The sequence below is a fragment of the Streptomyces sp. NPDC093260 genome (assembly GCF_040683715.1).
Lineage (GTDB): Bacteria > Actinomycetota > Actinomycetes > Streptomycetales > Streptomycetaceae > Streptomyces > Streptomyces sennicomposti.
In genome coordinates this window covers 104,399-117,360 of sequence record NZ_JBFBEK010000011.1, presented here as the reverse complement: position 1 = coordinate 117,360, position 12,962 = coordinate 104,399, and the positions used below count along the sequence as shown (strand labels likewise).

General features: G+C 69.8%; 11 protein-coding genes and 1 pseudogene. 6 read left to right on the top strand and 6 right to left on the bottom strand.

Annotated features, from left to right (window positions below):
• Window positions 1-26: 26 nt before the first annotated feature.
• Complete coding sequence (locus AB0N63_RS16335; protein ID WP_365529772.1) at window positions 27-596, bottom strand: TetR/AcrR family transcriptional regulator; 570 nt, start codon at window positions 594-596, stop codon at window positions 27-29.
• A gap of 246 nt (window positions 597-842) precedes the next feature.
• On the opposite strand from AB0N63_RS16335, the gene abc-f reads away from it, so the two are divergent.
• A complete protein-coding gene (gene abc-f / locus AB0N63_RS16330; protein ID WP_365529528.1) occupies window positions 843-2,462 on the top strand; it encodes a ribosomal protection-like ABC-F family protein in 1,620 nt (539 codons plus the stop codon).
• Between the two features lie 432 nt (window positions 2,463-2,894).
• On the opposite strand, the gene AB0N63_RS16325 is transcribed toward abc-f, so the two are convergent.
• Window positions 2,895-3,065, bottom strand: a complete 171-nt coding sequence (locus AB0N63_RS16325; RefSeq protein ID WP_027758556.1) for a hypothetical protein — start codon at window positions 3,063-3,065, stop codon at window positions 2,895-2,897.
• A gap of 139 nt (window positions 3,066-3,204) precedes the next feature.
• On the opposite strand from AB0N63_RS16325, the gene AB0N63_RS16320 reads away from it, so the two are divergent.
• A complete protein-coding gene (locus AB0N63_RS16320; RefSeq protein WP_365529526.1) occupies window positions 3,205-3,378 on the top strand; it encodes a CsbD family protein in 174 nt (57 codons plus the stop codon).
• Window positions 3,379-3,776: 398 nt separating this feature from the next.
• Here the strand turns inward: AB0N63_RS16320 and AB0N63_RS16315 are convergent, their stop codons facing one another.
• Window positions 3,777-5,729 (bottom strand): APC family permease, encoded by a 1,953-nt coding sequence (locus AB0N63_RS16315; protein WP_365529524.1) that lies wholly within the window; start codon window positions 5,727-5,729, stop codon window positions 3,777-3,779.
• Between the two features lie 421 nt (window positions 5,730-6,150).
• On the opposite strand from AB0N63_RS16315, the gene AB0N63_RS16310 reads away from it, so the two are divergent.
• Together AB0N63_RS16310 and AB0N63_RS16305 are read left to right on the top strand one after the other, a co-directional pair.
• On the top strand, window positions 6,151-6,693 hold the full coding sequence (locus tag AB0N63_RS16310; RefSeq protein ID WP_365529522.1) for an MOSC domain-containing protein: 543 nt from the start codon (window positions 6,151-6,153) through the stop codon (window positions 6,691-6,693).
• A 325-nt stretch (window positions 6,694-7,018) separates the two neighbouring features.
• A pseudogene (locus AB0N63_RS16305) lies at window positions 7,019-7,280 on the top strand (IS5/IS1182 family transposase); the annotation flags it as partial.
• A 138-nt stretch (window positions 7,281-7,418) separates the two neighbouring features.
• On the opposite strand, the gene AB0N63_RS16300 reads toward AB0N63_RS16305, so the two are convergent.
• On the bottom strand, window positions 7,419-8,135 hold the full coding sequence (locus AB0N63_RS16300; protein ID WP_365529520.1) for an SDR family oxidoreductase: 717 nt from the start codon (window positions 8,133-8,135) through the stop codon (window positions 7,419-7,421).
• Between the two features lie 70 nt (window positions 8,136-8,205).
• Between AB0N63_RS16300 and AB0N63_RS16295 the strand changes: the two genes are divergently transcribed.
• Window positions 8,206-9,021 carry a helix-turn-helix transcriptional regulator gene (locus AB0N63_RS16295; protein ID WP_365529518.1) on the top strand — a complete coding sequence of 272 codons (816 nt, stop codon included), beginning with the start codon at window positions 8,206-8,208 and terminating at the stop codon, window positions 9,019-9,021.
• 1,058 nt (window positions 9,022-10,079) lie between these two features.
• Here AB0N63_RS16295 and AB0N63_RS16290 read toward each other — a convergent pair.
• The gene (locus tag AB0N63_RS16290; protein WP_365529516.1) at window positions 10,080-10,895 is read right to left on the bottom strand and encodes an SDR family NAD(P)-dependent oxidoreductase; all 816 of its coding nucleotides are present in this window, start codon (window positions 10,893-10,895) and stop codon (window positions 10,080-10,082) included.
• 99 nt (window positions 10,896-10,994) lie between these two features.
• Between AB0N63_RS16290 and AB0N63_RS16285 the strand changes: the two genes are divergently transcribed.
• Window positions 10,995-11,585 (top strand): helix-turn-helix domain-containing protein, encoded by a 591-nt coding sequence (locus AB0N63_RS16285; protein ID WP_365529514.1) that lies wholly within the window; start codon window positions 10,995-10,997, stop codon window positions 11,583-11,585.
• Window positions 11,586-11,787: 202 nt separating this feature from the next.
• Here the strand turns inward: AB0N63_RS16285 and AB0N63_RS16280 are convergent, their stop codons facing one another.
• Complete coding sequence (locus AB0N63_RS16280) at window positions 11,788-12,879, bottom strand: IS630 family transposase (RefSeq protein ID WP_365529512.1); 1,092 nt, start codon at window positions 12,877-12,879, stop codon at window positions 11,788-11,790.
• Window positions 12,880-12,962 lie beyond the last annotated feature (83 nt).

The following is a 12,962-nucleotide window of genomic DNA, read 5'->3' as shown; positions in this document are numbered from 1 at the left end:
TTCCAGACGTCCCAGTCAGCGACACCTCAGGCATCGCTTGCTGGCGGGGTCTCGGCGAAGGCGCCGGCGGCCGCGGCGAGGGCGGCGGTCCTGGCTGCGTCGCCGGGCAGCTGCGGGTCAGGTGCCGTGCGAAGGAGCACCAGCTGGTGGTACAGCGGTGCGGTGGCCGCGAGGAGCAGACGCCGGGCGTCGGTGCCTGAGGGGAGTTCGCCGCGCCGGACAGCCCGGCTGACGACGACCTCGCATCGGGCGTACCGGTCCTCCCAGAGCCGCTGTTGCGCGTCGGCGGCCTTCTCGGAGCGGAACGAGGCGGCGATGAGCGCCGTCACGATCGGGGGCTCTGCGGTCAGGGCTGTCTGGATCTCCCGGTTGAGCGCTGCCAGGTCGCCTTCCAGGGAGCCGGTGTCCGGCGGCTGCCAGTCGTCGTCGCTCGCCGCGTCGAGCACGTCGGCGAGCAGGCCGCCGACGTCCCCCCAGCGCCGGTACACCGTGGTGCGGTGCACGCCGGCGCGAGCGGCGACGGCGTCGGTGGTGAGCGCGTCATAGCCGTGTTCGCCGAGTTCCGCGAGGACCGCGTCGAGTACCTGCGTGCGAATACGGGCGGTGCGGCCCCCGGGGCGGCGTCGGGTCGGCGACGGCCGGGCGCCTGCTGGCTCTTGTTCTTGTCCTGGGGGTGTGGGAGTCGTCACAGGTGGTCCGATTGATCGTGGGCACAGCGTTGTGGCACCATCTTAAAGCAGCAACCGTCGCACTAGTGGAGTGATCGATGCTCATCCAAAGCGTTCGCACGGCCGCACGGCCCTTGACGGCCGTCTCGTTCTCGAATGCTTCGGAGTCCCCGCATGCCCACACAGATCTCCGCGCTCGCTGTCAGCAAGTCCTTCGACGGCAGGCTCGTCCTTGACTCGGTGACCTGCTCGCTCGCCCCGGGCGAGCGCACCGGGATCGTCGGTGAGAACGGATCGGGCAAGACCACCTTGCTGCGCCTGCTCGCCGGGCGTGAACGGCCCGATCAGGGCGAGGTCGTCGTCCAGGCCCCCGGCGGTGTCGGCTATCTCGCCCAGGACGAGCGGATGGAGCCGCGCGCGACCGTCCAGCAGGTCATCGACCGTGCCCTGAGTGACCTACGCACCGTCGAGCGGCGCATGCGCCGTCTCGAGGCCGCGATGGCCGACGGCGACGAGTCGGGCATGACCGAGTACGGCGAACTGATGACCGTCTTCGAACTGCGCGGCGGCTACGACGCCGACGCCCGCGTGGAGCGTGCCCTGCACGGTCTCGGCCTGGGTCTGGTGGGCCGCGACCGCACCGTGGGCGGCCTGTCCGGTGGAGAGCGGGTCAGGTTGCGGCTCGCGGCCGTCCTGGCGGCCGCGCCGGAGGTGCTGTTCCTTGACGAGCCGACCAACCATCTCGACGACAGCGCCCTGAGCTGGCTGGAAGAACACCTGCGCACCCGACGGGGCACCACGGTGGCGGTCTCCCATGACCGGGACTTCCTCGAACGCGTCGCCACCGGCCTCCTTGAGGTGGACGCCGACCGGCGCGGTGTCGTCCGGTACGGCAACGGCTACACCGGCTACCTCGCCGAGAAGAAGGCCGCCCGGCAGCGGTGGGTCCAGGCGCACGAGCAGTGGCGGGCCGACGTCGACCGGCTCCGGGAAACCGCCGCGACCACCGCCCGTCAGGTGGCCCCCGGCCGTGCGATGAAGGACGGCAACAAGATGGCGTACGACCGGGCGGGCGCCCGGGTGCAGCAATCACTGGCCAGCCGGGTTCGCAACGCCGAAGAACGGCTGCGCCGTCTCCTCGGCACCCCGGTCCCGCCCCCGCCGGAGCCGCTGCGCTTCGCTCCCGTGCTGCGGACCGGCGGCCGGCAGGGCGCCGTACTCGACGCCGTCGACATCGCCGTCACGGACCGGCTCGCCCCCACGAGCCTGAGCCTCGCGGCGGGCGAGCGCCTGCTGATCACCGGGCCGAACGGAGCGGGCAAGACCACCTTGCTCCGCGTCCTGGCCGGGGAGGTCGCCCCCGACAGCGGGCGTGTCACCTGCCGCGGCAGGGCCGGCTACCTCCCCCAGGAACCGCGCCCCGGGGAGCCGGACGAGACCGTTCTTGCCGCCTTCGCCCGTGGACGGGCGGGTGAGGCCGCCGGACACGCCGAACAGCTGCTGTCTCTCGGCCTGTTCGACCGCGACCACCTCACGGTGCCGGTCGGGTGGCTGTCCACCGGGCAGCGGCAGCGTCTGGCCCTGGCGCGGCTGCTCAGCGAGCCGTCAGACGTCCTGTTGCTCGACGAACCCACCAACCATCTGTCGCCCGCGCTCGTCGAAGAGCTGGAGACTGCCCTGACCGGGTACGACGGCGCCCTCGTCATCGTCAGCCACGACCGTCGACTGCGTCGGCGCTGGCAGGGCGCTCACCTGGCCGTGCGGGCGACGGTGACGTCCGCCGCCAGGGCCTGAGGTCCCGGCAGACCCGCGAACCTCCCTTCAGGAAGGAAGCACATCGGACTGGCGCTGTGGATCGACCACGCGGCCGGGGCCGGGTTGCTGGGGACCGCGTCGCTCTGCGCACACCTGGCGATCGTGCTGGGAACGCGTGCGGCCACGCTGTGAACCCGCAGCCAGAACTGGGTCGGACACAGGTTCGGGTGACAGGTGCGGTCGCGGTGAAGCAGGCCGCGACGAAGACATGAACGCCGGGACTTCGGACGTGGTTCGGGACATCGGGGTCCGCCGTCGGCCCGGGAAGCTGGCTATGCGACACCGAACCTGTCCCGAATTCCGTCCCGGACGCGTTCGCCCGGTGCGGCCGCCCGGCAATCCGCCGGACAAGCGGGCAGGGCCCGGCCGATGTCTCGGCCGGGCCCTGCCAGGGGTGTGTTCGGTGTCAGGTCACCATCGGTACCAGCGGCCGCGACCGCCGCCCGCGTTGGTGGAACGCATCACGAAGCCGAGCAGCCACACCACCAGAACGATCAGCGCCACCCACCACAGGATCTTCAGGGCGAAGCCCGCACCGAAGAGGATGAGCGCCAGAAGCAGGACGAGCAAAAGGGGAACCATCGTTATCAACCTCCTGACCGCCGTGTGCCCTGCATTGCTGTGCGCATTCACCCCCAGCGCCTTTGTTTGTGGTGGGAAAGCCGGGGCACGAGAGCGCTCACCGCAACAGTCAGCGGAGACTTCGAGGAGGCTGTCTTTCATGAGTGCCGGCGAGAAGGCCAAGGCGAAGACCGAGCAGGCCAAGGGCAAGGCCAAGGAGGCCGCGGGCAGCGCCCTCGGCAACGACCGCATGGCCGCCGAGGGACAGGCCGACAAGAGCACCGGCGACGCCCGCGAAGCCAAGGAGAAGGCCAAGGACGTCTTCAAGCACTGACCTCCAGCCCTCAATTCAGGGGGCCCGCACGAGAAGAGTGGGTGTCCGTCCGATGCCGGGTGGACACCCACTCCTCCCTGTCGTCACCGGACAGGGATTCCCGGTCTCCGCGGAATGTCTGTTCGGGCGCCGACGGCCGTCACGGTTCGTGCGGAAGGGGATGCCGGATACACCCTCACCCTGATCCGGGGTGTCGCCCCCGACGAAGCAAGTGGACAGCCGTCCTCGTCGACATCACCGATGCCCACGGGGGCCGTACCGGTCCGGTGACGCCGGGTCCCGACGCCCACCACAGGTCGGACCGCCTCGTGACGAGGCGGCAGCCTGGACGATGCCGAACACGACCACGCGAGGAAGCCTGCGGCGCCGAGGGTGAACGTCTCCCGGCTGGCGGACGCTCAGTCGATGTCGGGCAGATGACCCGACTCCAGGACCTGAATGGCGTGCGAAGCGTCGAACGGCAGGATCGTGACCGCGACGTGCGGCAGTTGCTCCAGTGCCCGCGACATCTTCTCGCCGGTGCCGCGGTGCAGAAGTCTGCCGAGGGCGTTCGCGTACATCCGCCGGGGCACGAGCACTGTCAGGGACGTGTCCCCACCCTGTGTGGTCCGGGCGGCCAGTTCCCGCAATGCGTGCCGCAGTCGGCGGTCGGGGCAGGCCACGAGTTCCAGTGCGACCGAAGTGGCTGACGTGGACGCCCACAAGCGGGACAGCCGTTGTGCGTGTGCCTCGTCGATGGCGAAGTGCACCGCCCGGACGCTGTGGGGCCGCAGTTCGTGGGCGTACCGCAGTGCCTTCAGCGTGGCGAGGTCCAGAGTCTCGACCAGGACGAGGACCTCGTGCCGTCGGGTACGGGGCCGGCCCGCACCCGAGGGCAGCCGTTCCAGGGCGGCGGCCTCGCGCCGGTACTCGCGGTTGATCCGGATCAGCACCCAGACCCCGAGCGGGAAGACCACGACGACCAACCAGGCGCCTTCGGTGAACTTCGTGACGGCGAAGATCAGCACGACGGCGGCGGAGACACCCGCCGCGAGTGCGTTGAGCGTGATCTTCATGCGGCGCAGTGGCTCTCGCCTGCGCAGGTGGTAGGCGGCGAGACCGGCCCCGGCCATGGTGAAGGCGGTGAACACACCGATCGCGTAAAGGGCCACCAGCCTGTCCACGTTGGCTCCCGTGACGAGCAGCAGGACCAGCGACAAGGCTGCGAGCGAGACGATGCCGTTGGAGAAGGCCAGCCGGTGCCCGCGCCGGGTGAGCTGGCGCGGCAGGAACCGGTCCCGTGCGACGAAGCTGGCCAGAAACGGAAAGCCGGTGAAGGGGGTGTTGGCACCGGTGTAGAGGACCAGGGCGGTTGCCAGCTGGACGAAGACCAGGCCGATCGTCCCCCCTGTTCCGTCACCGAAAGCGAGCCTCGCCTCCTGAGCGATGACGGTGGGGGTTCCGTCGGCGTACGGGACGGCGTGAGTGACGTGTGCGAGGGTGGAGACGCCCAGGACCAGGACGGCGAGCACGCAGCTCATGGCGATGAGGGTGTGCCGGGCGTTGCGGCCCTGCGGTTGGCGGAAGACGGAGATCCCGTTCGAGATCGCTTCGAGTCCGGTGAGGGACGAGCCGCCGTTGGCGAAGGACCGCAGCACGATGAAGAGGGAGGCGCCGTACAGCCAGCCGTCGCCTGGAGTCCCCAGGGGAACGACGCCGGGAGCGGTCAGGTCGGCGTGCGGAAGCCCGCCCGCCAGTGCCCGCGCCGCCGCGACGAGGAAGACCAGGCCCATGGCAGCGATGAAGAGATAGGCGGGGATCGCGAACATCCGCCCGGCCTCGCGGACTCCGCGCAGGTTCCCGTAGGCGAGCAGCACGATCACCGCCACGGAAACCGGCAGCTGGAGGTGGTCCAGCCCGGTCCAGCCGTTGCCCGCCAGATGGGCGAGCGAGATCAGCGCGTTGGTGCCGGCCGACGTCTGGACGGCGACGGTGACGACGTAGTCGACCAGCAGGGCCACCGCGGACACCTGCGCGACGTCCGGCCCGAAGTTTTCTCGGGCGACGACGTAGGAGCCGCCGGCCCGGGCGTAGAGCGTGACGACGTCGCTGTAGCAGAGCGTCAGGAGCAGCAGTACCAGCAGGATCGCGCCGGTCACCGGCATGACCAGCGTGAAGGCGGCTGCTCCGACGACCGGAACGAGGACCCGGAGCATCTCCTCGGAGCCGTAGGCCGAGGAGCTGATGCAGTCGGAGGCGAGCACGCCGAGGGCCGTCCGATTGCTCAGCTTCTCCTCGCTGACACGTTCGGTGGTGAGCGGCTGCCCGAGGAGCCGCCGTTTGGCGCGGTACATGAGCCGATCCGGGGTCATGCACCCATCGAAACGGGCGGCTGCCCGAGGACCTGGGAGACACACCCACGAGGTGCCACGTGTGCTGTCCGGCCCTGAGTCGCCGGACGACCCGTCGCTTCCTCAGGAGTGAGCACGGCCAGCCGCTTCCCGCGGCCCGCACCGGCGCGAAGTCGAGCTCCTGGAGCGCGAAGAGGTCGCCGTCCTCCATGACCGGGCACCATGACCGGACCACCTACGGTCACGCACGCGTCGCCCCACGACGGCCTGAACCCCTCCCCGGCGGGCGATCGGGACGGGAGCACGCTCGGCGGGCGCGTCGCACCGGAGCAGCGGCCGGCCGCCCGGAGGCTGCCTCCCGCCGCGTCGCCGGGTGCTGCGCGCTCAGGTCCGCAGGCTAGGCTCGTGGCGAATCATCTCCACCGAGAAGGGGGTCCGCGGGATGAGTGGAACGGTGACGGCAGTGAGCAGCAACAGCGAGTACTCGTTCACCAAGCCCAACAGGGCCAGCATCATGTTGCTCGCCGGGCTCGGGGTGGAGGGGGACGTGCACGCCGGCGTCACGGTCAAGCACCGCTCGCGTGTCGCGCAGGACCCCACCCAGCCGAACCTCCGCCAGGTCCACCTCATTCACGAGGAGCTCTTCACCGAGGTCGGTGAAGAGGGATTCAAGGTGGCACCCGGCGAACTCGGCGAGAACATCACCACGAGCGGCATCGACCTGCTCAGCCTGCCCGTCGGGACACTGCTGCACATCGGCGACGAGGCGGTCGTGGAGGTCACCGGCCTGCGTAATCCCTGCCTGCAGATCGACAACTTCCAGGACGGGTTGCTGAAGAAGGTCGTCGGCCGTGACGAGGCCGGGAACGTCGTGCGCAAGGCCGGAATCATGAGCGTCGTCCAGGTGGGCGGCATGGTGCGCCCCGGCGACACGGTCACGGTGGAGCTTCCGGACGAACCGCATCGGCCCCTCGACCGGGTCTGACCCTTCTTCGCGAGCAGGCCGTGACGTGTCGATGACCGCGCGGGTTCTGAACATCGAGCTGGCCCGCGCGGCCGTGCTCATCATGCCTTCTGCGGCATCTCGCGCCGCTGTCCCGGCCAGTTGATCGAAGAGGTCGCGCCGCGCCGGGAAGCCCGCTGCGGGTCCGGACGCGACGAGCGGCGTGGTGGTGCTCGTCAACGCGGGACTGGAGCCGGTCCGAAGGACGAACTGGTCTTCGTGGCCGGATGTCGGCGACACTGGTCCGTCTGCGGACCGGGCCGACGCATGCGGCGCTGGTCGTGATCTACGAGGTTGGCTCCTCCACATGACGGATGGGTATGGGCCCCCGCTCGGCAGGGTTCTCGCCGGAACGAACCGCCACGACTCCCCCGCTGTCGGCTCCGCCCCTGGACCGGCTGGCGGGCCTGGGACCGATCCCCGACGACATCACCGTGCACCTGGGTGCCGGCTACGACTCGGACAAGACCCGCACCGAACTCACCACCCGCGCCCTCGCCGACACCGTCATCGCCGTCCGTAACCTGATCCGCCGGGCCTGGACGACCCACCGGCGGGACGACCGCCCGAACCACCGCTCACGACCGCGTTCCTGTCCGCGCGGCCTTCGTACTGCTGCCAAGCTTCGGCCCGGGGGGAGCGCCGCTCTGGCAATACGCTTCTCGGCGCGTGCGAGTCAATGCCGTCGCCTGGGATCCCGGCGCCGTTCACCAGGGCACGGGCGTTCCGTCCCAGGAGAAGAAGCCGCCGGTGGGACCGTCGTCCGGCAGCAGGGCCAGGCGGGCGGCGCCCTGGGCAGCCTCGGCCGGGTCGTCGCCGGCAGCGGCGGCCAGCTGGTTGAGGTCGGTGGCCCGCATGCCGGGGGCGAGCGCGTTGACCTTGAAGCCGTCCTCGGCCAGCGTCTGGGCGTAGAGGACGGTGAGGGCGTTGAGGGCGGCCTTGGACGACCGGTAGGCGGCGGCGCCACCGCTTCCCGGGGTGAACTGAGGGTTGGGGTTCGTGCTCCAGGTCAGCGATGCGGTGCCGCTGGAGATGTTGACGATACGCGGATGCGGGGACCGGCGCAGGGCGGGCAGGAAGGCATTGGTCACCGCCACCACTCCGAAGACGTTGGTCTCGTATGTGCGCCGGAACTCCTCGACGCTCGTGTCGGCCGGCGGGGCGAGTGACGGTGAGATCCCGGCGTTGTTGACCAGCACGTCCAGACGGTCCACCTGGGTCGCGGCCCGTGCGATGCCGTCAGGATCTGTCACGTCGAGGACCAGCAGGCGGGCGCCCGCGCCGATCTCCTCGACGGCTCGCTGTCCGAGCCCGCGGTCGCGTGAGCCCACGTACACGGTGAGGCCCTCGGCGGCGAGGAGCCGCGCGATGTGCTTGCCGATGCCCTTGTTGGCACCGGTGACAAGAGCTGTGCGATCGTTCATGGCGACCACCGTTCCCTGGCTGCGGGCGCCCCGCCAGGGACAACCTGTACCAGGCAGTGAGAGGAAGGGCATGGCACGGCAAGAGCTGGCCCGCTTCCTGCGGGACCGCCGGGCGGGCCTGCGCCCACACGAGATCGGCCTGACGGCGACGGGCACCGATCGCCGGACACCAGGCCTGCGCCGCGAAGAGGTGGCGGAACTCGCCCACATGTCGGTCGACTACTACACGCGGCTGGAGCAGGCCCGGGGCCCGCGGCCATCCCCCCGGATCCTGGACGCGCTGTCCCAGGCGCTACGCCTCACCCCGGCCGAGCGCAGCCACCTGTTCCGCCTGGCGGGGTCGAGCGCACCGCCCGGCATCAGCGCCGTGCGGCAGGTACGTCCGCATGTGGCCGGGATGCTGGAGCGGTTGCCGGAGACCGGTGCCATCGTCACTGACGCGGCGTACGGCGTCGTCGCCTGGAACCCCCTGGCCCAGGCACTGCTCGGCGGCGATCTCGGGGGCGGCAGGACGAACCTGGCCCGGCGCCGCTTCCTCGGCCAGGGGCGGATGTACGAGAGCTCCAGCGTGGAGGAGTTCGGGCACATCGTGGTGGCGCGGCTGCGGCGGGCCGCCGACCGCTACCCGCATGACCCGCAGCTGACCGCTCTGCTGGCCGAACTGCACGCCGGCAGCGAGGAGTTCCGACAGATATGGCAAGCGCGTCCGGTCCACGCCCCCGGACACCGCACCAAGATCCTCGATCACCCGGAGATCGGCGCGCTGCGGTTGAACTGTGACGTCCTGCTCGTGCCCGAGGACGACCAGGAAGTCGTCCTGATCACGGCCGACCCCGGATCACCTGCCGCGCGGACCCTGCACAGGCTGGCCACGCAGGCGACCTGACAGAGGACTGGCACAGTCCTCTGTCAGCGGTCACAGAGCGTCGCCACCGCGTGATCACCGGGTCCTGTGCCCACCTGCTTTCCACGCCGCCTGTCTCAGCGGCGTCGTCGTGCAGCAGGGCCCGGATGCCGTCCCACTCGCCCGAGGCAAGGGCCTGGAGGAACGTGCGCCCGAGGGCGAGGGCGGCGGGTGCAGCGGAGACGGCGCGAGCAAGTCGTCGTCTGAGGTCGAAACTCAAGCTGTGCGCCTGTGTCCGAACCTTGACTCGGCAGGTCAGAGGCGATCGAACCGAGAGGGGTGCTGCGCGCTGCCGTTCGGGGACCGGTCACGGTGACCAATCCCCGAACGGCAGTGTGCGGCAGCCACGGGCGGTGGGTCACCAGCTGATGACGACGGCTCCGTGGTTGCCGTCTGCTCCGGCGGCGCCGTCGGCGCCGTTGCTGCCGTCTGCGCCTTCTGTGCCTTCTGTGCCTTCTGTGCCTTCTGAGCCTTCTGAGCCTTCTGAGCCTTCTGAGCCTTCTGAGCCGTTGACGTCGGCTCCCCAGCCGCCGTTGCCCCGTCGCCGCCTCCGCAGCCGTAGGTGCTGCCGCCGGAGACCGTGCGCAGCATCTCCAGCCCGGACACCAAGATCCTGGCCGTCTTCCCGTCGTGCGGGTTGCCGGTCAGCGAAAGCACCGCACTCCCACCTCGCCGGACTGGCACCGGCCACCGTTAGGCGTGTTCCGAAAGTCCCGCCTGCCCCGCGACGCCCGGCACGCGCGAGAGCGAGGCCGGGGCCAGGACGCTCTGCGCCCAAGGGCCCTGGCCTTGCGATGGTCGCCTACTCGTCAAGGCCGGACGTGTTCAGCACGCTCGTGGCCGGGCGAGATGATGTCGAAGATGAGATCGAAACGGTCCTCTGTGACGGTTACCTGCACTTAGTTGGTGGCCGTGAGCAGTTCGGTCGCCTCAGGTTCAGGGCGTCCTGCCCCTTTGGCCGTGGCGCGGCTCCAGGCGGTCACCGACCTGTTCCGCCGCCTCCACCACCGCCCTGTCCGACGCTCGGAGGTTTCGGTCCGCTACCGCTGCGCGGCGTCGGACACCGCGGCCCACTGCTCCCATGTGTCGATCCGGTCCGCGTAGATGCCCTTGACCCGGTCGAGGACCCAGTCGCCGAGCAGCAGGCGCTGCGGTGGCTCGGCGGCGTCCACGACGGTGAGGACGGCTGCCGCGGTGGCCGCAGCGTCGCCGGTCGTCGACGGGTCGAACGAGGCGTAGATCGCCTTTCGGACGGCGTCGTACTCGTGCATGGCCGGAGCGGCCTTCGTTGCTCCGCGGAATCCGGTGGTGTAGCTGCCCGGCTCGATGATCGTCACCTTGATCCCGTGCGCGGCAGCCTCACCGGCCAGGGCTTCGCTCATCGCTTCGACGGCGAACTTGGTCGCGACGTAGGACCCGCCGGTCGGGAAACTGGCGATCCCGCCGATACTGGAAACCGTGAGAATGTGCCCGCTGCCCTGTGCCCTCAGCAGCGGCAGCGCTGCCTGGATGACCGACAGGGTGCCGAAGACGTTCGTGTCGAAGTTCGCCTTCACCTCGTCGAAGTCCAGCTCCTCGACCGCGCCCGTGTAGCTGTAGCCCGCGTTGCTCACCACCACGTCCAGCCGGCCGAAGTGGCCGTGTCCCTCGGCGACGACGCGGAACACCGCCTCGCGGTCGGTCACGTCCAGCGCGCGCACCAGCACGGCGTCCCCGAAGCGGTGCACCAGGTCCGCGAGTGCCTCAGGGTTGCGGGCGGTCGCGACGACCTTGTCCCCGCGGCCGAGGGCTGCCTCCGTCCAGATGCGGCCGAACCCGCTCGACGCGCCCGTGACGAACCAGATCTTTTCCGTCATGACCAGCCTCCGAAAATTACACTCAGTGCGAACTCGTACAAGGTTACACTGAGTGCGAGTTTCCGGCGCAAGGCCGGACCAGAAGGAGGTGAGGGCAAGGTGACAGGAGCACGCGAGAGCAAGAAGGAAGCCACCCGCGCCCGGATCGCGGAAGCCGGACTGCGGCTCTTCCGCGAACACGGCTACGACGCCACCACGCTCGACGACATCGCGGCAGCAGCCGGGATCTCCCGCCGGACCTTCTTCTACTACTTCAAGTCCAAGGACGATGTCCTGCTCGCCTGGCACGGAGCAGGAGCCCTCTCCTCCGCTCTGCACCCGGCCATGCTCGAACAATCCCCGGAACAGGCCCCCCTCGAAGCAGCGATGCGCTGCCTGCTCAGCCTCGCTTCGCGCTACGAAACCGCCGAGTCCAAAGCCATGGACGCCCTGCTGCGATCTTCCGCCGCACTCAGCGGCCGCAAGGACATTGCCGAGATTCAAATGGAACGGGACCTGGCCGACGCCATGTCGACGCTCTGGCCCGACCCCGCACAGCGGACCCAGCTCCGCATCGCCGCGATGATGGCCATCGGCACCCTTCGACTCTCACTCGAGGACTGGCGAAACGACACCTCGGATACCCCGCTGGCCCAGCACCTGGAACGCAACTTCCGCGCCCTGATGCCATCGGCAAACGATGGCGAATGACGACAGGCTGCCCGCACCTTCACTGACCCCGTGCGATCCGGGGCCCGCAGCGGCGCGAGACCGATCCGATCCACCAGCGGACGCCAGCGTCTTCCAGCTTGAACTGCACTGCCTCGCCGATCGGACCATGATCACTTCAAGGCCCAGTAGCTGTAGCCGAGGTAGCCGGTTCGACTGTCAACAACGCTGGTGGTCAATACACCTAGCCTTCCGAGTCGGGCCTTCCGTCCGGACAACTCGCGAGAGGCTCGGAGATCTCGTCTGCGGTCTTCGTCCAGATGTAGGGCCTGGGATCGGTGTTCCACGCGGCGATCCAGGTGCGGACGTCCTTCTCCAGTGCCTGGACGCTTCTGTGGCCGCCTCGCCGTGTCTGCTTGTCGGTCGGTTCGGCGAACCACCGCTCGACCAGGTCGAGCCAGGAGGAGCCGGTGGGCGTGGAGTGCAGGTGGAAGCGCGGGTGGGCCGGCAGCCAGGCCTTGATCGCCGGGGTCTTGTGGGTGGCGTAGTCGTCCAGCACCAGATGGACGTCCAGGCCCGTCGGGACCTCCTGGTCGAGTCTGGTCAGGAATTTCCCGAACTCCTCGGACCGGTGGCGGCGATGCAGTGAGCCGATCACCTTCCCCGTGGCCACCTCCAGGGCGGCGAACAGCGCCGCGGTGCCGGCCCGCACGCAGTCGGGGGTGATGCGCTGCGGGACGCCGGGCGTCATCGGCAGCACCGGCTGGGACCGGTCCGGGGCCTGGATCTGCGACTTCTCGTCCACGCAGAACACCAGCGCCCGCTCAGGAGGGTCCAGGTAGAGGCCGACGACGTCGTGGACCTTGTCGACGAAGCACAGGTCCGTCGACAGCCCGAAGGACTCCGAGCGGTGCGGTTGCAGGCCGAAGGCCCGCCAGATCCGCGACACGGTCGACTGCGACAGACCCATCTCCTGGGCCATTGCCCGCGTCGACCAGCGCGCCGCGTTCTTCGGCGTCGACTCCAGCGTCCGCTTCACCACCGCGGCGACCTGCTCGTCGGTGACCGTCCGGGGACCACCCGAGCGCGGCATGTCGCCCAGGCCGACGATCCGGTGCTCGACGAACCGCTTCCGCCACCGGCCTACCGCATGCGGTGTCGAGCCCAGTTGCGCCGCAACGTCCTTGTTGGACGCGCCGGTCGCGCAGGCCAGGACGATCCGGCACCGCAAAGCCCACGCCTGCGGCGTGGAACGGCGCCGCACCCAGCCCTCCAGCGCAACTCGTTCCTCGTCCGACAGGATCAGCTCGGCCTTCGGCCGCCCGGTACGCGCCACCCCGTAAGCCTAGTCATCCGAACAGGATTCCCGACTCAGAAGACTGGGCCGTGTTTCGGAACTGGGCTTCTTGCCGGGCCTCC